The sequence below is a fragment of the Polynucleobacter necessarius genome, assembly GCF_900096765.1.
GTDB classification, from domain to species: domain Bacteria; phylum Pseudomonadota; class Gammaproteobacteria; order Burkholderiales; family Burkholderiaceae; genus Polynucleobacter; species Polynucleobacter necessarius_F.
On record NZ_LT615228.1, the window covers coordinates 989016 to 1013613 of the forward strand.

Genomic DNA, 24598 nt, shown 5'->3' on the forward strand with positions numbered 1-24598 from the left:
ACACCTACGAAGGTGAACTATCTACTTTGCGCTCAATTGAAATCATTGAGAATCCTGTATCAGGAAAATTTGATCTAGCCCATCTACAGAACATCCACTTAACGCTTTTCCAAGATGTATATGACTGGGCTGGAAAGATTCGCACTGTAGATATTAGTCGCGGAAATAGTCGTTTTGCAAATGTACGATTTATTGAATCTGCAGCAAACGATTTCTTTAATAAGCTAGCCCGAGAAAATCACCTAAAAGGTCTTAATGCCAATGCTCTATCAAAAAGATTAGCCCATTATCTATCGGAGATAAATGCCCTTCACCCTTTCCGAGAAGGAAATAGACGCGTACAACGCATATTTATCTCCCAACTAAGTGAAGCGGCTGGCTATAAGCTTGATTACTCAGATTTAGAGCAAGAACAAATTTATCGAGCAATGGAACCCACCAAAATGTATTCATCATCATTGGAGTGCGCCCCAAATCCCTGAACTCCCATACTCTCGATCACGGGATTCTGGGTGTCGAGAGCAGCAAATGCCGCATCAGTACCACCGCCAGCAGCAGTGGTGCCTAAAACCAAATCACGGCCAAGCTCTGCATATACTTTCTTGGCATATTCAGCCATCTGCAAGGACTGAGGACTGGTCACCAAAGGTGGACGTCGACGCTCAAATGCAACGTCGACCTTGGCATCCGGAATTTGCTGAATTTTAGAACGCTCTCGCACCTTTTTCTCTATCACGTCAAAATCTTCCTTCTTCATTACCCGTACATCAGCAGTGGCAAATGCAACAGAAGGAATTACATTGCGATTGGTGCCTGCTGTTGCCAAAGTCCAATTCATTTTGATGCCCTCTTTAGGGTCAGATAGGTCGCGCATTTGTTGAATCTGGAATGACAACTCATCTAAAGCATTGCGTCCCAACTCAGGCGCGGAGCCAGCATGCGACGCTTTTCCGGTGATATTTAAATTCACTGCCGCAATCCCGGCAGTAGTTAAAGCAATACGATCAGACTTTGCTTGCGAAGCCTCACAGGAAAATGTAGCATCATGCTCAGCACCGAGTTTTGCAAAATAAGCACGAGCTGCAGGAGAGCTAATTTCCTCGTCACCATTGATGAGTACGGTGACTTTTCCGTAATCTTTAAACTTCAACTTTTTTAAGCTATCCAGCGTATGCAGAATTAATGCGATACCCTGTTTATCGTCTGATATACCAAGGCCATAAGCACGATCTCCGTCAATTCTGAAAGGTTGTTTAGCTAGCATACCCTTCAGATACACGGTATCCATATGGGCAATTAAGAGAATTTTCTTTGTGCCAGAGCCTTTGAACTCGGCCTTAACCATTCTGCCTGGCTTTTCTGGAGTATCGTACATACGATACATATTGGCACCTGGTTCGATAAATTCAACTTGTCCGCCCAGCGCTTTTAATCGATTAAAAATGAGCTGGGATATCTGATCGAGCCCATCACGATCCCTACTCCCGGACTCAATAGACACCAACTCTTTCAGAGTATCTAAAAAAGGTTTTTGTTCCTTTTCAACCACTGAATAAATTGGCTCTTGTGGGGCGGCAATGCAGATTGCGCTATTGCAAATAACAGCCCAAAATACTAAAAAGAGTTTTTTCATTTCCCCTCCAGATGGATGTCCAAATGATCATACATAAAATGTTCACTTATCGCCAACTAGAGCAGATTTCAAGTGAATTGGCCGCAAGCTCAAATCTCACTAAACACTAGCAGGCCTATGGCATCATCTCATTATGGCCAGCGAACTCTATACGTCCTTCCTTATAAAAAATCCCAGCCCCAGTGAGCGCATCAAGACAGGCAAATCCCTGCGAAAAGTCGTTAGCCGTTCGTCAATTGGTAAATTTCATCCAGAGCGTAATCGCCAATCCCCTGTTGATATTTTGCTTGCCCAAGCCAAAAAACGCATTCCAGAATATATCCCCATACGTCATGCTCGCATGTCAGCCGATCCTTTTTCATTCTATCGTGGTGGTGCAGCCATTATGGCAAAGGATTTATCCAACACCCCAAGCCCTCCTATTACAGTTCAGCTTTGCGGAGACATGCACGTTAGTAACTTTGGATTCTTCTCCACTACCGAGCATCAACTAGTCTTTGGCATCAATGATTTTGACGAAACACTTCCCGGAAATTTTGATTGGGATTTAAAGCGTCTTGTAGCAAGTGCGATGATTGCCTCTCAACTATTAGGCAAGGATCAAATCTATGGGGAATTGATTGTCCGCAATATATGCTCCACATATCGCAAATATTTACATCTCTATGCGGCGATGTCCTTCATTGACTTAAAGCGTACTTACATACATGAAAAGGCATTAAAAGCTGCAGCCGCTAAATATGCAAACTCAATTAGTAAAAAATATCTCAATAAACTGCTTAACAAGGCAAGGAAAAACAATAACCAAGGCCTAATTGGCAAAATCACAGAAGTCACACCCAATGGCATCAGACTCATAGAGAAGCCTCCCCTGATTGAGCACCTTACGCTATCTAATCATGGCACTGACATAGCAGCATTGAATGATGAAAGCTTGAATTCTTATATTGATTCTTTGGCTGCAGATCGAAGGTATTTGCTACTGAGGTATAAATGGATTGACTGGGCACGTAAAGTGGTCGGTGTCGGCAGCGTCGGCACTGCTTGTTGGGTACTGTATTTTGAAGGAAGAGATGTCAATGACCCACTATTTTTGCAAGCCAAGGAAGCTCAAAAATCAGTTTTAAGCTCTTTCTTTCCAGATACTGAATATGCTACTGAAGGTGCCCGTGTAGTGCATGGGCAATGCCTCATTCAGGGCGCACCAGATCTCTTCTTGGGATTTGGAAAAACCTCTGAGATTGATTTCTACATCCGTCAATTACGTGACATGAAGGGGGGAATATCTATTGGCGGCGATGGAATTAACGCCGATGTTTTCCCCGATTTTGCAAAACTCTTTGGTTGGGCTTTAGCCAATGCCCATGCGCGAGCAGGTGATGCTGCGATGTTGGCTGGTTACTGTGGGAAAAGTGAAGTTTTGGATGATGCTCTTGTCAACTTTTCTATTGCCTATAGCAAGCAAAATCAATCTGATTACGAAACCTTTCTGCAGGCCATTCAGTCTGGAAAAATATCCTGCGCTTCTAATCATTTTTAATGCTTTGATCGGCAAGCAGAATCTGGGCAACACTACCTGAAATTCAAACCATTAATTCCTATTCAAATATCTGTCATTCAACAGAAATTTGAGCTTGTATTGCAATTTTTTGTAATTGTCCAGACTCTCTAAATACCCTTGCCCGATATTGCTCTGGCGTTCCATATTCTGGATCAAATCCACTGGCAATCAATGCATCCTTTGTCTCTTTTTGAGACATAACTTTTGCAATTGCCAACTCAAGTTTCTGTTGCACTGGGGCTGGCAAGCCCTGGGGGCCCACTATGGCAAACCAAGTACTCATGTGAATTGATGGATAAGCACTTTCAATAGCTGTTGGAATTTTTGGCAATAATGGCGCCCTCTTCTGACTGGTAACAAATATTGCCTTTATTTTTCCACTCTTTAGTTGAGGGACGGCAGCAACAACTGTATCAACTGATAGTGGAATTTGCCCACCAATTAAATCACTCATTTCTGGAGCGCTCCCTTTGTAGGGAATATGAGTTAATTTCAGCCCAGTTGCGGCATTGAGCATCTCACCCACAAAGTGCGAAGTAGTTGCCGACCCAAATGAGCCATAAGCCGAAATTTTCGGATTTGTTTTAGCTTCGGTCACCAGCTCTTTCAAGTTATTTGCCTTAACTATCTCGCTATTTGCAAGCAACACCAAACCGGTTGATCCAACAATTCCTAAAGGATCAAAACTAGTCTGAGGGTTATAAGGCAATCTTTTCATCACTACTGCGTTAACAACGTAAGTTGTGCCAGAAGAAAGAAGCAAGGTATATCCATCTGGGGAGGACTTAGCAACAATCTCCGCGCCAAGTACTGTACCAGCACCAGGCTTGTTATCGATGACTATTCCTGTTTTTAACTCCTCCCCAAGAGGCTTTGCCAAAATTCGGGCTATAACATCCGTAGATCCCCCAGGTGTAAAGGGAATGATCAACTTAATGGGTCTATCTGGATAAGACTGGGCAATGGAAGCCGATGAAATTAAAAACAATATTGCAAATACTGATCTACTTAAAAGTCCCATGATTATTTCCTTAATCTCAGTTTTACAGCGCCGGCCTAATCAAACCCACTGGATTGGCTAATTCAAACTGCTTTGCAAATTCTAATAATCGCTTTTCCCGACGATATGGTCCAACGATTTGAATTCCTATCGGCAAACCACCGTCGCTAAAACCACAGGGAATTGAAATCGCTGGATGCCCTGTAATCGTAATGCGGCATGCTGACCTCATCCACTCGATATAAGTACCCATCTTTGTGCCATTAATTTCTAAGGGGTATTCCATGTTGATATCAAAAGGTAGCACTTGAACAGTAGGGCATATTAAGAAATCATACTTCAATAAAAATTGCTCCATCTTTAAAAACATTGCCGATCGAATTCGCTCAGCCCTAGCTATCTCTTCACCCCGAAGATTAAGTCCTACATCAATATTCCATACCACAGTATTTTTTAATAAATCGCCTTTAGCCGCTCTTAATGGGCCAAAATTAGTCGCAAATGCAATACCGCGCAAGACCTCAAAGGCGAAGTCGGCCTCCGAAAAATCAGGCTCTGCCTGCTCTACATGACATCCCATAGACTCAAAAATAGGCAAACTTTGTGCAATGACATTGGATACTTGAGGATCAAAAGGTAGGCCACCAATGTCAGCGCTAAAAGCCAACTTGATCCCCTTAGTTTCAATATTACTCAACACAGACCCCACTTGTGAGTCCGCTGCTGCAGAGTATGGATCTCGTGGATCAGGCCCAGCAATAACAGATAAATAAAGTGCCACATCTTCTACAGTTCTAGCCATGGGGCCTGCTACACCTAAAGTACCAAAGGGGAAACTTGAGGGTACGATAGGCACTCTTCCAAGAGAGGGGCGCAAGCCAACAACGTTACAGAAACTTGCGGGGTTTCGTAAGGAGCCGCCCATATCCGACCCATCAGCGAGAGGCACAAAACCAGCCGCTAAAGCAGCGGCAGCACCGCCACTACTGCCACCTGCTGATACCCCTAAGTGATAAGGATTTTTAGTGGCGCCAAAAATTTCATTAAAGGTATGCGATCCAGCACCAAACTCAGGCATATTGGATTTGCCCAGAGTAATTGCTCCTGCATCACGCTGCCTTTTAACGATCAAGCTATCCTGATTCGGAATATTATTTTCATAAGCAAGAGAGCCAAAAGTCGTACGCATTCCTTTAGTGGAAACATTGTCTTTATGTACCACAGGTAAACCAAATAATGGCCCTATAGGATTGTCTGCCGCCAGCAACTTATCAGCATCTTTAGCATGCTGACGCGCAGCCTCTAAGTCAGCAGTCACGATCGCATTAATAGCTGAATTGTATTTTTCAATTCGGTCAATATGGGCATCCATCACCTCTAGCACGCTGAGTTTTTTTGTTTTTATTACGTGCGCCAAGCTCGTTGCACTTTGATAGAAGATTTCACTCATTTAGATAATTAACTGATAGATGCACGTTGAAGGAAAGAATTGAATTCAGACTCAGGCACAAGAGAGCCGCCAGTTGTCCATACGATATGATTAGCGCTTGATGAACACAGAGAGCTCTCTTTGAGCCGCTGAAGTCCCGCGAAGCCTGCCGCTGCCGATGGCTCAATAGCCATAGCTTCAGAGTGATACAACCTGGCTAAATCATTAAACATGGTTTGATCTTGAACTGTAAAGACGCCAGCAATAATATTACGCATGGCTTGAGCAGCTAACAGCGACGCCCGAGGGACGGCCAGTCCATCGGCCTCTGTGCGATTATTTAATCCAAAATCATAAACTGATGGATGCTCTCCATTGTTCGCTAGCATTTGCAGCAGAAAACAAGGAGATTGGGTGGGCTCAGCAAAGTAACAATAGACATTCTTTCCAAAAATTTGATTCAATCCCCAAGCGATTCCGCTGGGAGCCCCACCAACCCCACAAGGAATATAAATAATTAGTGGATGTTTGACATCAACCACAATGCCTTGATTCTGGAGTTGCTCCTTGAGCCCAATGGCAGATGCTGCGTTACCTAAAAATAGCGAAAGAAATCGCTCATCATCAACAAAATAAGCATTAGGATTGTTTTCAGCCATTACCCGACCAGCGCTCACAGCCTTTTCATAATCCCCAAGATGCTCAATCACTTGAACTCCGCGATCTCTTAACCGCGTCTTTTTCCATTCTTTGGCATTAGCAGACATATGCACAACCGCCTTGAATCCAAGCGCTGCAGCCATTACCCCAAAGCCTAGGTTGCCAGTTGAGCCTACGGCAATCTCATATCTGGAGAATAGATTTCGCACGGCGGGGTTATTGAAAGCTCGGTAGTTGTCAGATGCCCCAATTAAGCCGCTCTGAATCGCCAAATTTTCGGCATACTCAAGCACCTCATGAAATCCACCTCTCGCTTTAATCGATCCAGCTACCGGTAATGTGTGGTCGGCCTTTATCCAGAGACGTCCACATTCCTCTGGAAAATCAATAGCCCCTTGCATATGAGGAGCAGGCAAAAGCTCAGACTCGATTAGACCTGCTGTGCTAAGTAATTCCGGAAATATATCGGCAAGCAACGGGGCAAATCGAAAAAAAACGATCTTGCGCACAATGCATATCTGTCAATCCAAGCGATAAATCGGACGCAAGCTCATCACTCGAAAAACACCTTGGGTTCTCCCAAAATACTGGTTGAGCATTACCTATCAAGGAATGAAGAGAATCCATACAGGCATTCTAGCAACTTAATAAATTCCGCAAGTTAGAAATTCCATTCAGACAGGAAAACAATTGAGAGCAACTTCTATTAAAAAATAATTAAAGCCCCTCGCCACTAAGGTCTAGACCATTTAAAGCGTAATCCATTAGTTGATAACTCTTTAGTGTGCTTACTCCGGCCTTAGCCCTATATTTTTCATTCAAAGGTCGATTAAAAATGATAGGCACCTTTGCCTCTGATGTGCCCCCATGCGTCCTCAGACGATGGCCCTCTAGACCAGATAGATCATGATTGACTGCCGAAGTCCCAATACAGACATCTTTTCTTGCAATAACTGCAACATCCCCCTCTCTATCGCGAGGAAGGTCAAATAACTTGCATATGCTTTCTTTATCCAGGACTTGCTCAATACCATCAATGCCGGCGATAGCTTCAATCACCTTACTTGGTGTAGCCCTACCGCGGCACCAAACTCTTATAAATCCTCCCAATGCGCCATGGTGCCCTACATAGGCATCGGTTATTGGACAGACAACCTGTACATCAGCTTTACCTAATTTTTGATCCAATATATCTTGAAGCCAAATTACATTGGGCTTACCTTGAGCGTCTGACTTGTCACTCATACCATGATCAGCCGTTAATCCCACTACAGCACCTAAACGATCTAATTCTCCAAAACATGCATCAAGCTGCTGATAAAAGCGAGTGGCCTCAATTTCACCAGGTGCATATTTGTGTTGCACCCTATCGGTTAATGAGAGGTACATCAAATCTGGTTTTTCGCGCTTCAATAACTCAATGCCTGCTTTAAGAACGAATAATGAGAGCTCCATGGAATAAATACTGGGTTCAGGCATACCTACGAGCTCTTCAACATTTTCAATCCCATTATCTGCAAGCGTGCATTTACTCGCAAACTCGGAAGAAAATGAAATATTGCCTCTAGATATGTCCAAGCTTTTACTAAGTTGCTTGCGAAGCTTGTCTTTCGCCGTAATGGAAACCACCTTCGCTCCAGCATCGGCAAATTTGGCCAAGATAGTATCGCCCCGCAATAACTCAGGACCAGTCATCACAACCGGCTCCCATGTATTGGTGTCTAAATAGAAGTTCCCAGAGATCCCATGCTTCGAGGCGGGGGTGCCGGTAATAATCGACATGTTGTTAGGGCAAGTAAAGCTGGGCATCGTGCCATCAGCTATCGTACTAAACCCAGTTTGAATAAATTGGGCAATGTGCGGTACGACGCCTTCACTCAATAATTGCTGAAGATATTCAGGATCTCCGCCATCGATACAGATTAAAACAGTAGGCTTTTTAGGCCATTGGTAGCTAACACCATTTACCACTACCTCAGGGTGCAGATTCATACTCAACTCCAAGAGTTCGGCTTTTCACCCAAATCCAAGCGTCTATTAATTTGATCAATGATGGGCAATAAGTCTGCCACCGAATCAATCACATAATCAGGCCGCATTTCTTTCATTTTGATTCTTGCCAAATCCTTGTGATTGTCGGCCCTCATCTTTGCTTAGCGCATTTAACTCCTCTAGAGATAAGCCCAGCGCGTTTCCGCTAACAGCAACACCCACAGTCCAGCAACCAAAAGCCTTACCCTCCTCAATCCCTGGCTCGGTATCATCCACCTTAATAAATGAGAGGGGGTTATCTAAACCCAGTTGTGTAGCGCATTTATGCATCATTTGCGCCGATGGTCTCCCCAGTGGCGTATCTCCGGAAAAAGAGAGGGCATCAGGCGCATACCCCTGCTCTTTGGCTATTGGCAACAATATATCTAAGAGTTCTTTCGTATATCCTGTTGTGGATCCAATCTTAATGTGCTGCTCACGGAGCTTTTTGGTCAGCTCAGCTACGCCAGGAATCAATTGACCACACTCTTGAATACTGACCTTATTCATTGGCACAAATATTTCCAACAATCGGTCAACATCGGAAGAGGCGTGTGGCCTTCCGTGTATCTGCACCCATTGTGCTTGGATCTCTGGAAGGCTTAAAAGAGCATTAATATGATCCCACTTATTAATTCCCATCGGGATACGGGCTTGCGAGATTGACATTTCGACACCCTCAGACTGGAACAGCTTTACAAAGGCTCCCATTGGGGCTCTGCTACCAAAGTCTACCGTTGTACCCGCCCAATCGAAAATAATTGCCTCAATCGAAGTTTTAATCATTGCCCCAACCATTCATCAAAATTATCTTTTGCAAGCCCAAAGGCTGTGCTTGCACCTGTTCCACTACTTACTATTGCAACCCGCATTGACGGAGATACCTTCTCAATCAAAGCATCACAGATGCTCGAAGAAGGATAGACTCCTGTCCAACGCTCAACTACTGAGTGCTCAGTAATATTTAAAACCCGATACATCAACTCAATAATCATTTGATCAATTCTCTCGCTTGCAAATACATCTTCAGATGATCCGTAGTGATGAGAATCCCCGACTACCAAGCTACCATCCGCACTTTGGACAACGATCAAATGGATGCCCTCTTTGACATACTCGGGCATCTCTTTTGCGATACGCTCTTTGAGGCCAGTTGCTTCCGGTAACTCTGACTACCCCAGGTATCTAGCCAAACTGTTGTCTGTCATGATGCTACCTGGGAGCACAAACCCATCCTGAACTTTGACTCTGAGCATCTGCAGAGTGCACAGCTTCAAATCATATTTTTCAATAAAAGGTTTTGCTACACCAGTCAATTGCGATCCCGGACACAGCACGATTCTTTGAGCATTCAAACCATTATTTGAAGTATGAATAGCGCTTCCAGAAATCGATAGGACTTCAGTCTCCCAGTAAAAGTCGATACCTAGTTCGTTTTCGAAATAATTTGCCAGCTGAGGAATGGCTTCTCTAGATTCAACTCTAAATTCATGGGGGCTGTATAAAAGACCTAATGAATTTTTTAAATTTAGACTCTCGATATTGAAATGGCCAAGTGCTTCTAAAGTGGGATAGTCAGCCAGAGGGTAATATTTACAGTCAACCCCCATCGGTGTTTGGAGAAATGCTTTGGCCACTTCAACCGCCTCTGGGCGCTGGCATACAATCCACGTGCCCTGGTGCAATACTTTAATGTTCGCCAAAGAGGCTAATTCCCGCCAGACTTGCGCTGAGTACACTGCCCTTCGCCAGGTGTCCCGGCTACTTTGCCCTGAGACCGTAATAAAACCAAAATTTCGGATAGAGGCGCCCGTACAACTAGCGTTTTGCTCAACGATTGCTACTGATAAACCTCTTTTTTTGGCCTCATAAGCATGCGCCAATCCCACAATACCAGAACCCACTACCAGCAGATCATAATTTTTATTTGTCATTAACGCTAAATCCTGCGAAGTTTTTTCCTCGAGCAGAAAGTCTAACCACATTTACCTGATCTTCAACTGTTTTGTCACGCGTGAGCGCAGGATATACCGAAAAACCAAGAGCAAGTAGCCATTCTTGCATCTCGGTCGGAGTTGAAAAATATTCTCCAATCGCCTGATTAATAGAGATCAAAATTTTGGATTCGCATTTGCTTTGAATCAATAATTGCCATACATACGGTAACCAGTAGGCACAAGCTTGACCGTGCGTTTTTTTACTATTCATTGTCTGCGCATATGACAAAGCATGTGCAAGTGCCGTTTGTGTTTTGGCCATAGCCATACCAGCAGACAATGCCGATTCTGAAAGTGCTTGACGATACTCTAGATTATTTAAATCATCGCGAAGAAGAGGTAAATAACGGCAAATTTTCTGTGCAGCATTAATCGCAAGATCATCCGTTTCTTTTGTACGATTGATATTCCAAATTGCCTCTAATGCATGCGAAAGAGCATCAATTGCTGCATCGCGCGAAATAATCCAGGGAGCTCCAAGACAAAGGCGGGGATCAATGATGGCAACATCGGCCAGAACCTGAGGTCCAAAAAAGGAATGTTTGCACTGGTTTTCAAAGTCCCAAATTGTCGCCGTAGGAGTCACCTCACTACCCGTGCCTGCAGTAGTAGAGGCCAACAAGAGGGGCATTTTTGGGAGACTCTGATCTGCTATTGAAACATCAAGATGCCTGCTTAACCAAGCCTTGCCGTCAGGCTTAAAGCGCAATACTTTAGCAGCATCCATCACACTACCACCACCCATTCCCAGTAGAACAGAGTTACCGCAATCAGCATATCTCCAAAAATTATCCTGGAGGTCTTCAACGACTCTAATATCTGGCATACCTTGTTGATAAACCACTTCCGAAAGAACTCTACCTTGCAATGATGATCTGATTTTCCTCATATCTGCATCAGAAATCTCTGGAATTCGCAAAATATGAAAACCACGATCAGGAAAAAGTGTTTCTAGCTCTGCAAGTAAGCCTGCACCAAAATAGATACTAGGCTTAGGCATTATTTAACTTGCAAGCTTCCTTAAATAGGAAGAAATTAAATCGATGATTGTTACAGTGATAATCAGAATAATCAAAACTGCGCAGGTTTGAGGGTATTGAAACCCACGAATTACTTCATAAAGAATGACTCCAATTCCACCTGCACCAACCATTCCCACTACTGAAGCAGAGCGTACATTAGACTCAAATCGATACAAAGAATAGGAAACCCATAAAGGCATCACTTGAGGCAAGATTCCATAAACAATCTCAGCCATTGGATGAGCGCCTGTAGCCCTAATACCCTCAATTGGTCTCGGATCAACCGCTTCAACAGCTTCTGAAAATAATTTTGCTAAGGTGCCAGTGGTATGTACAAATAAAGCTAAAACCCCAGCAAATGGGCCAAGTCCAACTGCCACAATAAATAACATGGCAAACACCATCTCATTTATTGCACGCAAGGCATCCATCAAGCGACGCACTGGTTGATACATCCAGGGACTTACTACATTAGAGGCGCTGAGCAAGCCCAGGGGAACAGCAGCAAGGATTGCAAGCAAGGTGCCCCAAATTGCAATCTGCACAGTAATTAACATTTCCCCTACATATAGCTTCCAATCCTTAAAATTTGGAGGGAAAAAGTCGGCGGCATACTTGCCCATATTGCCAGAATCTTTAATCAGATCCAAGGGGCGCATTTCTGCGCCCTGCCAGGCCCAGGCTAATACCAAGAAGAATAGCCCCCACCCTATGTAATAGGTCAGGCCATGCCTCTCCTCGAAGGCTCGCGCCTTAGCTCGATCTAAGGAAAGCTCTGAAACAGACCCACTCATTTGATCTTGGCCAAGGCCTCGTTGAGTTCAGCAACTTTTTTAGCCTTATCAGCATCACTCATAGTAGTGTCAGACTCTACCTTACGGATCTCTTTAAACAACTCCAATTGACGAATTGGATTTAATTGAGCATTAGTAGATGGTCTAAATCCACCATAGTTATAGATATTCTTGAGTACTGCCTTTTCTTCTGGATTGGTTTTAGCATAGTTGTATACAAATTTTTTCAACTTCTCTTTTGTATCCTTATCCAAATCATTACGCCATACAAATGGGTCGCTCGGAATTAAAGGACTCTTCCAAATAATTTTGATCTCTTGAACTGCCTCAGGCTTGGTAGCAGCCAAGCGATCAACTTCTTCGGAGTTATTGGTGGCAACATCGAGTTGTTTAGCAAGAATTGCTTGCATATTTGCGCCATGGCTTGCGTTGCGAACTGTTTTAAAAACTTCTCTTGGCTCAATATTTCGCTTAGCGAAGATGTAATAACTCGGAACCAGGAATCCAGAAGTGGAGTTTGAATCACCAATGCCAAAATTGATGCTCTTACCATTCTTAATTACATCATCCACATTATTGTAGGGAGAATCTTTTTGGGTAATTAAGTAAGATGTGTAACCGACCCCACCATCGGCGTAAACTACTTGCGCAAAGACTTCACCATTCGCACGATCAACAGCCTCCATGGCTGCTTTATTTCCAAACCAAGCCACCTGTACTTTATTAAAGCGCATTGCCTCAATCACTCCGGCATAGTCTGGCGCGTAAAATGATTTCACTGTTAGGCCTGTTTGCTTTTCCATGTCTCTGAAAAAGGGCTCCCAACGGTCTCTTTGAGCTGCGGCAGAATCCGTGGAAATAACTCCAAAACTAATTTCTTTAGCTTGTGCCACACATACTGATAAAGCCATTAACCCGGCCAAAAGTAATTTGCTTATTCTCATTTGAATCTCCCAAAAAAAGTCTACTGAACTAATGCGAGCTTTGGCTCAGATACACCAAGCTCTTGAACGCTAGAAAAATCATCAAAATCCAAATCATCGAGATTGGATCCGTATAAATTTGCCAAGATGTCAGCAGTTAATGCTTTGGTTGGACCATCAAAAACTACTACGCCCTTATTTAAGGCAATGGTTCTCTCGCAATACTTTCTGGCAACTGGAATCTGATGCAAACTAGTAATGAATGTGAGATCTAATTTCTCAGACAAATTGACCATAGTCTCCATCACCTTTCTGGATGATTCGGGATCTAAGGATGCGACTGGTTCGTCAGCCAATAAAATTTTTGCACCCTTGATTAATGCCCTGGCTATCGCAACTCGTTGTTGCTGTCCGCCTGAAAGATTTGATGCTCTTTGGTATGCAAAATCAATCAAACCAACCTTTTCAAGCGCATCTAGGGCTTTAGCCTTTTCTTCCAAAGAAAACCGTCGAAAAATAATCTCGGCAACACTCTTTTGAGGGCAAATACCAATCAAAACATTTGTTATCACATCTAATTGGTTTACCAAATTGAATTGTTGAAAGATGGTGCCAATTTCATTCCTCATTTGTCGCACGTTCTTAGGTAAATGGCCATTCGACTGCATCTGCCTGCCATAAATGAGGATTTCTCCACTACCTTTATCCAAAACCTCTAATCCACAAATAGCTCGAATGAGAGTGGACTTCTCCGAACCAGACGCTCCTAATAAAGACACTCTCTCGCCTGCGGCAACATCAATAGATACATTGCACAAAGCCCGATTCTTCTTGCCATTTGAGAAGAAAGTCTTACTGGCATCTTCTATTTTTAGAACGCTATTCATATGCACTCTTGAGCCAACTGAGTTAAGCAAGCTATTACAACTTCCTTTGCGGGGATTTTTAATTCCGAGTTCTTTCCCAACTCATCCCATTTGCGCAATAAAATAGCATCCTGCGCAAAAGTCATCGTGACAAATTGATTGCACTCTTCTAAAGTCATTTCCCCTCCTTGAAGCGCCAAGCTTCTGATGGAATCGGGAGATAAGAGTTTGCGATATTCCGGATCAGTTGATACTAAATATCTTTTGGCATTAACATGCATCAAAACCGGGCAACTGACTTCTTCGGAAAAAAGTTGCGCTAGATAAGCTCCGCCAATTTGCTCATGATGATCATCGTATCCATAACTAGTTGGGGTGCCCTCTTTGCTGGATAGAAGATGTCCAATATCATGCAGCCAAGCGGCTAACTGCAATTGAGGGCTAACACCACTCTCTTTAGCAAGCTGCCCACATTGCCAAGCATGAGCTAGTTGGGAGACCCCCTCACCGTCGTAGTGAAGATCGCCTTTTTTTTGATAGAGCTCGGAGATTGCTTGGATAGATGTTTCCACCACAGCAATATCGCAATCAAATATGACGATTTAATGTCAGCCCTGTAATACCCAAAATTAACGCTCAAAAGAGCATCTATGCAATCGTGAGCAATATTCTCCGGCCCCTACTTGCCATATATTTTGACTCAGCAAGCTTTAATCAATTATCCATCCATGACATGAGTTTGGATCAAGCAATGAGTATATTTACAGCGCCACTCACCCATGAATTCGTTTGCAGTACTTATTTCAATAACCAGAAGCATCTAAATAGAACATCATAAATCCTCTACCCGCACATTCTCCAGTCATCAGCATCCTAATATCGACGAGGCATACAACCTATTTTTAATAAATTGGCTGGCCAATTATCGCCTGAGGGAGATGAGCCAAATTGATCATTTAATTGGAAATTACCAAGCAATTTACCGTGAAGATTTGGCCCGGAATAATAACTTTCCGATAATGCAAACAGTCTTTTTGCATTGCAATCCAGTCGAATATTGGTGGCTTTTGATAAGTAGGATATGGCACCATAACTTTTGCATTGATTAAAACTCTCTACATAAGTAAAAGTCACCGTTGGAGGGGTTCTTATGATTGTATTTGTATCTATGTAGAGATTACCTTCATCCGTATAACCCGACACAGGCAAAAGATAGGCCCAAGCAGACTGTACCAATAAAAGCTGTGCAAGTAATGAGACCCCAAATGCTAAAAGTTTTTTCATGCTGGTTTCATCCATTAAATATGCTTTGTGTGGCAGCGTATTATTTCTGATCGTTTGATGTCGGTAAAGTAATGCGAAATTCAAGCCTCATAAGACTTTAAACCAAATCCCACTCAGGGTCGCGTCTTTTGCACAATAGCCTATTGATATTGACGTATTAATTTCCCACTCTAGAAATTAATACCATTTTTCCCCTATTAGGCCCAATAGGTATTCAGATATGATATTTCGACTCGTTTCGCTTTAATAGATAAAATTCATTCAAATGATTAATACCACCAGACCACGCCGCTCTGTGCTGTATATGCCCGGAGCAAATACCAGGGCGCTTGAAAAAGCTAAAAGTCTAGCCGCCGATTCACTCATCCTTGATTTAGAAGATGCAGTAGCTCCAGATGCAAAAGTAATTGCCAGGGAAAATATTCGCTTAGCCTTTGAGTCAGGCTTTGGTCACCGGGAAGCGGTCGTCAGAATCAATGGCCTCAACTCGCCTTGGGGTTTAGATGACAATTAAGGCATTTGCAAATACTCGGGCCGATGCCATCGTATTACCTAAAGTAGAGTCTGCCTCACAAGTTGCCGAAGCGGCCAATATCCTCGCTCAACTCAATGCACGCCCAGGTATCACCATCTGGGCAATGATTGAAACGCCGATGTCTATTTTTAAGCTTCCTGAAATTACCAGCTCACACCCTTTGCTTGAAGCCCTTGTATTGGGGACCTCAGATTTAGTCAAAGATCTTCATGCTCGTCATACTCCAACAAGAATTGAAACCCTAACCGCTTTATCACTTTCTGTCTTGGCTGCCAGGGCCCATGGTCTTTGCGTCTTAGATGGTGTGCACCTATCGCTCGATGATGAAGATGGCTTAAGACAGTCTTGTATTCAAGGTCGAGATATGGGCTTTGATGGTAAGACACTGATCCACCCCAGCCAGATTGCCCTTGCCAATGAAATATTCGGCCCCTCCGAGGCCGAAATCAAAGAGGCTCAAGAGAGAATTGCTGCATATGATGCCGCCATCCAATCTGGAGCAGGCATTGCAGTGCTGAATGGCAAGCTCATTGAAGAATTACATATTCAGGATGCCAAGCGCATATTGGCCTTAGCTTCTGCGATTAAATCATTTGCTTAATTAAGTGCAATTTTCAGGGGGTCTAAGACTCAACCCTTCTTCACAGACTGTCCGCAAGGAAATAGAATGGAAAGATGCCTAATGCCTTTAATTTTTCAGCATCTCCCTTTGATTGCTTAAACGCTCAAGAGCAAAAACTTGTCAGAGATAATATAGACATCGCCTACTTTAAAGAAGGTGAAGTCATTTTGGTTGTTGGCTCTGCCCCAACCCATCTATTGACTCTCATTAAAGGCTTTGTACGCCAATTTGAAGACACTACTAAAGATTGGCTACTAGAACCCACCCCTGATAGCTTAATGAACTTAGCTATCTTTCTTGATGCCCACTCGATTACCGGTGACGCTAGCCTACTGGCCCAGGTAAAACAATCGCTGTTTGCCTTGGTTACCGATAATCAATTCTTGCTCGCACGTTTTGCTTCTGCAATCGAAAGCTTCTCTTCTGATATCGGCTGGTGGAATCGCCTGCTGACCCTCGGAGCAGAGCCCTCTGAGAATCGTATCAATCTTAAAAAAGCGGGTATCTTTTCCATTGTGCATGGCGTTCGCGCACTTGCGCTAGAAAATCATATTTGGGCTAACTCCACATCTGATCGAATTACCGAGCTCGTCAGACTCCATAAAATACCAAAAGATTTAGCCAATGAAACTCTAGAGTCACTTCACCTCTTAATGGAATTGAGATTGAAAAGTGGTCTTATAGAACTCGAGACTGACAAAGAGGTGTCTGGTGAAATTGACCTAAGTCGCCTTTCTACTTTAGAGCGCGATCTTCTTAAAGATGCTCTCAATGTAGTTAAACGATTCAAGACTTTTTTGCGCCAGCACTTTCATCTAGAGTTTGCATGAACCGGTTAGTCCCTGGTCCAATTAAAAGACTTTACAACGCTGTATGGCGTGAATGGCTTATTTACCATCTCGCTGATGAACGCTATAAATTCATGTTCGACCCTCCCCCGCCAGACGAATGGGTGGTTCTTGACTGCGAGACTACTGGCCTGAATATCGCCAAGGATCAAATCATCTCCATAGGGGCTGTGAGAATCGTCGGAAATAAGCTCATGACTAGCGAGCGTCTAGAGCTACTCATCAAACCAGACAAAGAGCTATCAGCAGAAAGCGTCAAAATTCATCGACTTCGTGAGCTTGATCTTGTTAATGGCTTAGCCCCAGAAATTGCAATCGCCAAGCTAATGCATTTCATCGGCAGCCGTCCCATTGTCGGCTACTACCTCGAGTTTGATGTGGCAATGCTTAATAAAGTCATCTGGCGCATGCTTGGCCAGGGACTCCCCCAAGAAAAAATTGAGGTTTCGGAAATGTACTACGAGTATAAAAATGCTCAACTACCGATCAATGAACGTGGTCAAATGATTGACCTGCGCTTTGAAACGCTGATGAAAGATTTGAGCTTGCCTGTGCGCGATGCGCATGATGCCCTCAATGATGCTGTTATGACTGGGCTAGCTTTTGTGAAGCTACGTCAATTACTGAGGCAATAAAAAACCAGGATTGCTCCTGGTTTTTTATGAATTACAACATCAAATACTTCTTAGTGACCAGAAGCTCCTGAAGCACCAAAGCCTGTCTCTGAACGAACTTGCTGTGCAGCAAATGCAGCACGTTCATTCTTAGCGTTTTCACTGTTGTCCAGTACAGAAAACAACCAAACCCCAACAAAGCCAATAGTGATTGAGAATAATGCTGGTGAAGAGTATGGGAACAAGGCAGACCCTTTTGGATTACCCAAAACCGCTTCCCATACAGATGGTGAAACTACGGTCAAGGCAACAGAAGATACCAAGCCCAAGAATCCGCCAATCACAGCACCTTTTGTTGTGCAGTTCTTCCAAAGCACTGACATAAACAAGACTGGGAAGTTGGCAGAAGCAGCAATCGCAAATGCTAAAGACACCATGAAAGCAATGTTTTGCTTTTCAAAAGCGATGCCTAAGACCACAGCAATCACACCCAAAGTCAAAGTAGTCAAACGAGATACTTTTAACTCAGATGCGCTATCTGCATTACCCTTTTTAATCACCGTTGCATAGAGGTCATGTGAAACCGCTGAGGCACCTGACAAAGTCAAACCAGCAACAACAGCCAAAATGGTTGCGAATGCCACTGCAGAAATAAATCCATAGAAGACGTTGCCGCCCACAGTCTTCGCAACTAATACCGCTGCCATATTTGCAGTTCCAGCACCACCTTTGATCACGCCCTTAGCAACATCTGCCATCTCTGGATTGGTCAAGACCAAGGTAATCGCACCAAAACCAATGATGAAAATCAAGATGTAGAAGTAGCCAATCCAAGTGGTTGCCCACAATACAGATTTACGAGCTTCTTTTGCATCAGGAACAGTGAAGAAACGCATCAAGATATGTGGCAAACCAGCTGTACCAAACATCAAGGCCATACCGAATGAGATTGCTGAGATAGGATCTTTAATGAAGCCGCCGGGACCCATGATGCTCAAGCCAGCCTTTACAGCCTCTTCTGGAGTTTTGCCTGCACTAGTTGCAATAGCAGTTTTTACTTCAACCGCTTTTGCAAATAAAGCTTCTGGACTAAATCCATACTGAGCCAACACCATGAATGCCATGAAAGTAACGCCAGCCAAAAGTAAGCATGCCTTAATGATTTGTACCGATTTGTACCCAAGTAGTAGCCGTCATGCCGCCAAACAATACGTAAATCATCATCAAGCAACCAACGATTACCACAGCCATCCAATACTCAAGACCGAAGAGTAACTTAATCAACTGGCCCGCACCAACCATCTGTGCGATCAAGTAAAAAGCAACTACAACTAAAGTACCGGAAGCAGCAAAGGCTCTAATTGGAGTTTGCTGGAAACGATAGCCAGCAACGTCAGCAAAGGTAAATTTACCTAAGTTACGAAGACGCTCTGCCATCAAGAAGGTAATGACTGGCCAGCCAAGAAGCCAATGGAGTAAATCAAGCCGTCATAACCATTGGCCATCACTGCAGCAGAAATACCCAAGAATGATGCAGCAGACATATAGTCACCAGCAATCGCTAAACCATTCTGAAAGCCAGTGATACCACCGCCGCCAGTATAGAAGTCAGCAGCAGATTTGGTTTTAGTTGCAGCCCACTTAGTAATGTAAAGAGTGCCGGCTACAAAAGCAGCAAACATACCAATCGCTACCCAATTAGTAGCTTGTTTCTCTACTTGACCCATATCAGCACCAGCAGCAATTGCCAACGCCGGCAACACTAAAAGCGCTAAAGCACAAAATAATTTTTCAATGCGATTCATTTGACACTCTCTTTCAAAATTTCTGCAGTCAGAGTGTCATATTCACCATTTGCACGGCGAACATAGATACCTGTAATCAGAATCGTGAAAATAATTACGCCCATACCAATAGGAATTCCCAAGGTAATCACGCCATCACCAATCGGCTGTGCCAAAAAAGCCTTATCAAAAGCAATTAAGGCAATGTATCCGTAATAGACGATAAACATCAAAATGCAGAGGGCCCAACCAAAAGTGCTGCGCTTTCGCTTGAGCTCTTGGCATTTTGGATTTGCCTCTATGCGTGCAACGACAGCATCAGACATGCATTTCTCCTTGAAAAAACAACCTATAAAGAATCTCAATTTTAATAAGCCCACACTGACAAAAGGGTTAGTTATGAAGTCATTTGGCTCAGTTTCTAGGGAAGATCCTATAAAGGTATTCCCTAAATCAGAAAACTACAGGGCAACTGCACTAGTTAAGTGCGCCCCAGATCAATATCGCTGCACTTTTTTAAGATTAGCCTTTTCTATTAAGGCCCGGGACTCTAAAAAACCTAGACACCTAAATGGTGCAAGCAATTTTCTAAATTGTGCATGCTGGTAGTTACTGGTATTGATGGGAACTTAAGATGAGCTATGCGCATCAAAATTACTAAAAGCTTAGTGCTCAATGCTCAAATTCTGGATACAGAGAATATTCCAGAGGCCCTTTTCCCAGAAGGGGAGTATGTAGCCAATCTCACCCCAGACAGAAAGATTGAGGTCATTAATACCAAAAAAATTAAGGCCCTTTTTTCATTCTCCCAGTTTAGGGATAAGGTCTCTCAGGGCGATTTTGTGGTAGTTGAAGCCTAAAACCCTAGTGATCTAAATCTAAACTTTGAATCAAGCTGGCAAGCTTAACCACCGACTCAAAGGCATTAGAACTGCTAGCCTCTACATCGAGATTTTCCCAATTAAATTCCAAAGAGAAGTGTGCTGATTCAATAATGAGCTCATAACTGGATGAAGCTTTATGGTTTGAATTTAAAGAGTGCTCTTCAGTAATTGGAACCTTCACTACACCGATAGTATCTAAGAGTAGCCGTACCTCAGAATCAGAAAGCTCCCTGCTATGCAAGACATCATCTGTACGCTTCACCGAAATTTTAGAGACCTCATCAATCACGACTTCATATTGATTAAGCCCTAGATCAAACCAAACAGTTAGTTCGAGTGCTATCGGATAGGTTTTCATTTAATCCACCTCATCGGCATGTAGTTCATCAAAGTGATTATGTTGGGGTTTGAGTTTTGCTTCTAACTGCACCCATTTGCTGTGCTGCGTGCGGTATAGACAATCTGCAGCATGGTTTTCTAATAAGCCAAAAATAATCGTTGTAGGAATCTTGCAATATGCGCAGCAATAAGCATGCTGATGCTCCTCAATTTTCTCTTGGGGATAATCAATATAGAACGGCTTCACAAAACCTCCCATTAGACACAAGATTATTTGAAAACATCTTACACCCCATATTGGCTACTCCAGGATACTTATCTAAGTAAAAGTGCTGATGGGCTTTATTTTGGGTTTGTTTAGACTGAATCATTCAATATTCAGGTGAGTCCAAAATGGTCTGGTTAGGTTTGGCGGTCTTTCTCTTTCTCTTTGCCATCTATAAAAGTCCGCCAAGCATATTTTCTAAACCACCTCTATCTTTTATGGCTTTAGCGGCCATCCTCTTTTTAACAATTGCGTGGCATGTTTCACCAACCCTACCAGGTCAAACACCTGGCAGATTCTATGGGCTCATTTTTCACTTTTATGGGGCGGCTTTACTTACTGCCATGTTTGGAGTGGCTATTGCACTCTCAATACTGTTTCCAGTTGCCTTATTAAGCGATTGTCTGATTCAAGGCAATTTAATAGAAGCGGCGCAACATTACTTAATGGTTTGCGTGTTACCCGCTTGCTTTGCCTATCTCACTATTCAAGCAATCCAACGCTGGGTACCCAAACATCTTTTTGTATTAATCCTTGGTAATGGATACGTTGCCGCATTTCTTAGCGTAATTCTGTCGGGCATAACGTTATTAATTGGAAACCTGTTTATTAACGGCGGAGCAGCCCATATTGATTTAGAAGGCTGGCTTCTTGGTCTCATCATCATTGCATTTATGGAGGGCTCTCTGTCAGAAATGCTTCTGGCGATTTTCCTCATCTTTAGACCAAACTGGGTAGCCACTTACAATGAAGATGCCTACATGAGCCGATAATGCTCTTTATCAACCAAATTAAAAATATTGATGCTGCCCTGTATTGAACTTGAAACTGCCCCCAATCCAACCGCTGCCGTGATTTGGCTTCACGGCCTTGGCGCAGATGGCAACGATTTTGTACCTATTGTTCCCGAGCTTGATCTTCAGGGCTGCCCTGGCATTCGCTTTGTCTTTCCTAGCGCTCCTTCTATGCCGGTAACTGTCAATGGTGGTTATGTGATGCCTGCCTGGTATGACATCATCGGCAGAAACTTAACAGACCAAGAAGACGCTAAAGGTATTCACCGATCGGCGGCTGCCATTATTGAATTAATCAATCGTAAAAAAATCGCGATATTGCTTATAGCAATATTGTCTTGGCTGGCTTTTCACAAGGTTGCGCTATGGCTCTGCATATTGGCCTGCGCTTTCCTCACCAACTCGCCGGAATCATTGCGCTTTCGGGCTACCTGCCGCTTGCGATGAGATTAAGCATTGAAAAACATAGCGCCAATCAAACCACCCCCATCTTGATGGCTCACGGCACCTATGATTCAGTTGTAGTGCCCCAGCGTGCCGAAGCGTCATATGTTTTGTTGGAGAATATGGGGTATCAGGTGAATTGGAATGAGTACCCCATGGAGCATTCCGTCAATCACGAAGAGCTCATGGATATCTCTCGTTTCCTCAGGCAGATTTTGATTCGCCCTGAGAAATAAGCTCGGTTTATAAAAGTCCGTCGGCAATCAATTTAATGCTCGCCACTAGTAAGAAAAAGCGCACGATGCGGTAATACCACTTCATTGAGATACGTTTGGCCAAGTAAAAACCAAAGTAAACACCTACTGGCACACAAGGCAATAACAATAGTGAAGTTGCAAATTGCCCAAAGTTTAGTAAGCCTAGATAGGAGTATGGCCCTAACTTAGCAAAATTAATAATAGTAAAGAACACACCCAGGGTGGAGGTGTAAACCATTGGTAATAACTTTGCCCGAAGCATAAACACGGTAATAGGTGGACCACCAATATGGGCAACAAAAGAGGTAAAACCTGAAGTTAAACCCATTGCCCTGCCAAGCCAAAGATAGGGCTTCGCTTCTTTAAAATCAAAATATTCCATTGCCAAGTTCTGAATCAGAAAAAGCAAAGTAAAAATGCCGATCGAGAGAGTGAGTACTTTTGGCGTAATCGCAGTAAAGAAAATCATCCCCAATAGCATGCCCAAAAAAGCTGGGGGAATAATCAATTTCAGAAGTTTCCAATCGGCATTTTTAATAAAGCGGCGCAGACCCACTAAATCCATGGCGATTAATAGTGGCAATAAGATTGCCAATGCTTCATTAATGCTCGATTGGCTGGCCATTAAAGGTAATGAGAGAATCCCAAGACCAGCTCCAAAGCCGCTCTTAGAGATGCCCATCAGAATCACACTAATGAATGCGCAAACAAAAAAGGTGAAGGAATGCGCATGAAAAGATTGAATAACTGGGTTTAATAGGGAATCAAGCATCAAGAGATATTAACAACTAATTGTTCCGCACCCTGCGGTCTTGACCCTATCAGGCGAAACTACTGCAGCCACCTAGAAGCAAAAGAAAAGGGCTCCACCGAGCCCTTTAGCCACAAGAAAATCCCAATCACAATTTTTTACTAAAGCTGTACTGAGCAAATGCCTGCTCTGCCACCCCAAACCACTGAGCCTCCATATTTCTGAAGGCGCGATAATCATCAAATATCTTTTTAAACTGAGGGTTTTTAGCAGACTCTTCAGCGTATGTTTCTTGACTAGCCTTAAAGCAAGCATCCATGACTGAGGTATTAAATTTCCGTAATACGGCGCCGCTCTGCAAAAGACGTTGTAACGCGGGCGGATTCAGAGCGTCATATTTGGCGCACATATCAGTATGAGCCTCAAAACAAGCCGCTTCCCATGCAGCTTGATAGGCTGGCGGCAAAGAGTCCCACTGCTTCTTATTGACCAAAAAAGATAGTCCTGCGGCACCCTCCCAGAATGCTGGGTAGTAATAATTTTTTGCTACTTTGGCCAGGCCCAATTTCTCGTCATCATAAGGCCCAACAAATTCCGCAGCATCAATAGTGCCTTTTTCAAGAGCTGAATAAATTTCGCCAGCTGGCAATTGCTGTGGGACAACCCCCAACTTTGCAAGCACCTGACCGGCAAAACCAGCAATGCGGAACTTCAGACCCTTTAAGTCTTCTGGTGATTTAATTTCCTTGCGAAACCAACCTCCCATTTGTGTACCAGTTTGGCCGCCTAGGAAATTCACAATGTTGTAGCTCGCATAAAGCTCACGCATTAACTTCATGCCGTTACCATGCAGCATCCAAGCTGATTGTTGACGCACGGTCATACCAAATGGCGCTGCGGTATCAAAAATAAAGGCACTGTTTTTGCCCAGATAGTAGTAACTAGCGGTGTGACCACATTCCACGGTACCATTTTGCACAGCATCTAATACCTGAAGTGCTGGCACAACCTCTCCAGCAGCAAATACTTTGACGTTGAACTTGCCGTCAGTTGCTTTGCGCAAAGCATTGGCAAAAACTTCTGGCGTACCGTACAAAGTATCTAAAGATTTGGGGAAACTGGACACGAGACGCCAATTTAAGCTTGGCAAACTTTGAGCAATTGCCGGAGCACCTATCGCAGCGACACCAGCACCAATGGTTGCTTTCTTTAAAAAAGAACGTCTTTGCATCACAATCTCCTTTTATTTTTTGGGTCAACT

25 protein-coding genes and 3 pseudogenes are annotated in these 24598 nt (G+C 43.5%); 8 read left to right on the plus strand and 20 right to left on the minus strand.

What is annotated here, in order from left to right:
* The first annotated feature begins 26 nt into the window (after window positions 1-26).
* Window positions 27-482, plus strand: a complete 456-nt coding sequence (locus tag DXE33_RS05085) for a Fic/DOC family protein (RefSeq protein ID WP_197712000.1) — start codon at window positions 27-29, stop codon at window positions 480-482.
* Here the strand turns inward: DXE33_RS05085 and DXE33_RS05090 are convergent.
* On the minus strand, window positions 419-1633 hold the full coding sequence (locus tag DXE33_RS05090) for a glutamate carboxypeptidase (protein ID WP_114638952.1): 1215 nt from the start codon (window positions 1631-1633) through the stop codon (window positions 419-421). The genes DXE33_RS05085 and DXE33_RS05090 overlap by 64 nt on opposite strands.
* A gap of 133 nt (window positions 1634-1766) precedes the next feature.
* Here DXE33_RS05090 and DXE33_RS05095 point away from each other — a divergent pair, with 133 nt between their 5' ends.
* Window positions 1767-3173, plus strand: a complete 1407-nt coding sequence (locus tag DXE33_RS05095) for a DUF2252 domain-containing protein (RefSeq protein ID WP_114638953.1) — start codon at window positions 1767-1769, stop codon at window positions 3171-3173.
* 73 nt (window positions 3174-3246) lie between these two features.
* Here DXE33_RS05095 and DXE33_RS05100 read toward each other — a convergent pair whose 3' ends face one another.
* The 13 genes from DXE33_RS05100 to DXE33_RS05160 all read right to left on the minus strand — a co-directional run bounded on the left by DXE33_RS05100 (window position 3247) and on the right by DXE33_RS05160 (window position 15215).
* The gene (locus DXE33_RS05100) at window positions 3247-4215 is read right to left on the minus strand and encodes a Bug family tripartite tricarboxylate transporter substrate binding protein (RefSeq protein ID WP_114638954.1); all 969 of its coding nucleotides are present in this window, start codon (window positions 4213-4215) and stop codon (window positions 3247-3249) included.
* Window positions 4216-4237: 22 nt separating this feature from the next.
* Window positions 4238-5644: an amidase gene (locus tag DXE33_RS05105; RefSeq protein WP_114638955.1), complete on the minus strand. Its 1407-nt coding sequence runs from the start codon at window positions 5642-5644 to the stop codon at window positions 4238-4240.
* Window positions 5645-5652: 8 nt separating this feature from the next.
* Window positions 5653-6792: a D-serine ammonia-lyase gene (locus DXE33_RS05110; protein ID WP_331851796.1), complete on the minus strand. Its 1140-nt coding sequence runs from the start codon at window positions 6790-6792 to the stop codon at window positions 5653-5655.
* A gap of 208 nt (window positions 6793-7000) precedes the next feature.
* A complete protein-coding gene (gene phnA, locus DXE33_RS05115) occupies window positions 7001-8275 on the minus strand; it encodes a phosphonoacetate hydrolase (RefSeq protein ID WP_174222289.1) in 1275 nt (424 codons plus the stop codon).
* 96 nt (window positions 8276-8371) lie between these two features.
* Window positions 8372-9100, minus strand: coding sequence for a phosphonoacetaldehyde hydrolase (phnX, locus tag DXE33_RS05120; RefSeq protein ID WP_162785418.1), 729 nt, complete (start codon window positions 9098-9100; stop codon window positions 8372-8374).
* The gene (locus DXE33_RS05125) at window positions 9097-9438 is read right to left on the minus strand and encodes a hypothetical protein (protein WP_114638958.1); all 342 of its coding nucleotides are present in this window, start codon (window positions 9436-9438) and stop codon (window positions 9097-9099) included. The genes phnX and DXE33_RS05125 overlap by 4 nt, the downstream gene beginning before the upstream one ends.
* A gap of 48 nt (window positions 9439-9486) precedes the next feature.
* Complete coding sequence (locus DXE33_RS05130) at window positions 9487-10248, minus strand: FAD-dependent oxidoreductase (RefSeq protein ID WP_162785419.1); 762 nt, start codon at window positions 10246-10248, stop codon at window positions 9487-9489.
* On the minus strand, window positions 10238-11311 hold the full coding sequence (locus tag DXE33_RS05135; protein WP_114638960.1) for an iron-containing alcohol dehydrogenase: 1074 nt from the start codon (window positions 11309-11311) through the stop codon (window positions 10238-10240). Before DXE33_RS05135 ends, DXE33_RS05130 begins: the two co-directional genes overlap by 11 nt.
* Window positions 11312-11314: 3 nt before the next feature.
* Window positions 11315-12127: a phosphonate ABC transporter, permease protein PhnE gene (gene phnE / locus DXE33_RS05140; protein WP_114638961.1), complete on the minus strand. Its 813-nt coding sequence runs from the start codon at window positions 12125-12127 to the stop codon at window positions 11315-11317.
* On the minus strand, window positions 12124-13071 hold the full coding sequence (gene phnD, locus DXE33_RS05145) for a phosphonate ABC transporter substrate-binding protein (protein ID WP_114638962.1): 948 nt from the start codon (window positions 13069-13071) through the stop codon (window positions 12124-12126). Before phnD ends, phnE begins: the two co-directional genes overlap by 4 nt.
* A gap of 20 nt (window positions 13072-13091) precedes the next feature.
* The gene (locus DXE33_RS05150; RefSeq protein ID WP_114638963.1) at window positions 13092-13937 is read right to left on the minus strand and encodes a phosphonate ABC transporter ATP-binding protein; all 846 of its coding nucleotides are present in this window, start codon (window positions 13935-13937) and stop codon (window positions 13092-13094) included.
* Window positions 13934-14488 (minus strand): HD domain-containing protein, encoded by a 555-nt coding sequence (locus DXE33_RS05155; protein ID WP_162785420.1) that lies wholly within the window; start codon window positions 14486-14488, stop codon window positions 13934-13936. The genes DXE33_RS05150 and DXE33_RS05155 overlap by 4 nt, the downstream gene beginning before the upstream one ends.
* Before the next feature lie 301 nt (window positions 14489-14789).
* The gene (locus DXE33_RS05160; RefSeq protein WP_114638965.1) at window positions 14790-15215 is read right to left on the minus strand and encodes a surface-adhesin E family protein; all 426 of its coding nucleotides are present in this window, start codon (window positions 15213-15215) and stop codon (window positions 14790-14792) included.
* Window positions 15216-15465: 250 nt separating this feature from the next.
* On the opposite strand from DXE33_RS05160, the pseudogene DXE33_RS05165 reads away from it, so the two are divergent.
* The 3 genes and pseudogenes from DXE33_RS05165 (at window position 15466) to DXE33_RS05175 (ending at window position 17840) form a co-directional block, all read left to right on the plus strand.
* Window positions 15466-16336, plus strand: a pseudogene (locus DXE33_RS05165) (HpcH/HpaI aldolase/citrate lyase family protein).
* Between the two features lie 74 nt (window positions 16337-16410).
* Window positions 16411-17187 (plus strand): putative nucleotidyltransferase substrate binding domain-containing protein, encoded by a 777-nt coding sequence (locus DXE33_RS05170; protein WP_231970388.1) that lies wholly within the window; start codon window positions 16411-16413, stop codon window positions 17185-17187.
* Window positions 17184-17840, plus strand: a complete 657-nt coding sequence (locus tag DXE33_RS05175) for a 3'-5' exonuclease (RefSeq protein ID WP_114638966.1) — start codon at window positions 17184-17186, stop codon at window positions 17838-17840. Before DXE33_RS05170 ends, DXE33_RS05175 begins: the two co-directional genes overlap by 4 nt.
* Before the next feature lie 50 nt (window positions 17841-17890).
* Here the strand turns inward: DXE33_RS05175 and DXE33_RS05180 are convergent.
* Both DXE33_RS05180 and DXE33_RS05185 read right to left on the minus strand, forming a co-directional pair.
* A pseudogene (locus tag DXE33_RS05180) lies at window positions 17891-19624 on the minus strand (cation acetate symporter).
* Window positions 19621-19929, minus strand: coding sequence for a DUF485 domain-containing protein (locus DXE33_RS05185; RefSeq protein WP_114638967.1), 309 nt, complete (start codon window positions 19927-19929; stop codon window positions 19621-19623). Before DXE33_RS05185 ends, DXE33_RS05180 begins: the two are co-directional and overlap by 4 nt.
* A 315-nt stretch (window positions 19930-20244) precedes the next feature.
* Between DXE33_RS05185 and DXE33_RS05190 the strand changes: the two genes are divergently transcribed.
* Window positions 20245-20463, plus strand: a complete 219-nt coding sequence (locus tag DXE33_RS05190; RefSeq protein ID WP_114638968.1) for a hypothetical protein — start codon at window positions 20245-20247, stop codon at window positions 20461-20463.
* Between the two features lie 4 nt (window positions 20464-20467).
* Here the strand turns inward: DXE33_RS05190 and DXE33_RS05195 are convergent, their stop codons facing one another.
* Both DXE33_RS05195 and DXE33_RS05200 read right to left on the minus strand, forming a co-directional pair.
* Window positions 20468-20845 carry a hypothetical protein gene (locus DXE33_RS05195; RefSeq protein ID WP_114638969.1) on the minus strand — a complete coding sequence of 126 codons (378 nt, stop codon included), beginning with the start codon at window positions 20843-20845 and terminating at the stop codon, window positions 20468-20470.
* Window positions 20846-21073: a 2-dehydro-3-deoxygalactonokinase gene (locus DXE33_RS05200; RefSeq protein WP_162785421.1), complete on the minus strand. Its 228-nt coding sequence runs from the start codon at window positions 21071-21073 to the stop codon at window positions 20846-20848.
* Between the two features lie 236 nt (window positions 21074-21309).
* Between DXE33_RS05200 and DXE33_RS05205 the strand changes: the two genes are divergently transcribed.
* Both DXE33_RS05205 and DXE33_RS05210 read left to right on the plus strand, forming a co-directional pair.
* Window positions 21310-21864 carry a hypothetical protein gene (locus tag DXE33_RS05205; protein WP_162785422.1) on the plus strand — a complete coding sequence of 185 codons (555 nt, stop codon included), beginning with the start codon at window positions 21310-21312 and terminating at the stop codon, window positions 21862-21864.
* Between the two features lie 30 nt (window positions 21865-21894).
* Window positions 21895-22565: pseudogene (locus DXE33_RS05210) on the plus strand (alpha/beta hydrolase).
* 7 nt (window positions 22566-22572) lie between these two features.
* On the opposite strand, the gene DXE33_RS05215 reads toward DXE33_RS05210, so the two are convergent.
* A complete protein-coding gene (locus DXE33_RS05215) occupies window positions 22573-23358 on the minus strand; it encodes a sulfite exporter TauE/SafE family protein (RefSeq protein ID WP_114638972.1) in 786 nt (261 codons plus the stop codon).
* Window positions 23359-23485: 127 nt separating this feature from the next.
* On the minus strand, window positions 23486-24568 hold the full coding sequence (locus tag DXE33_RS05220; RefSeq protein WP_114638973.1) for a TRAP transporter substrate-binding protein: 1083 nt from the start codon (window positions 24566-24568) through the stop codon (window positions 23486-23488).
* Window positions 24569-24598: the final 30 nt, after the last annotated feature.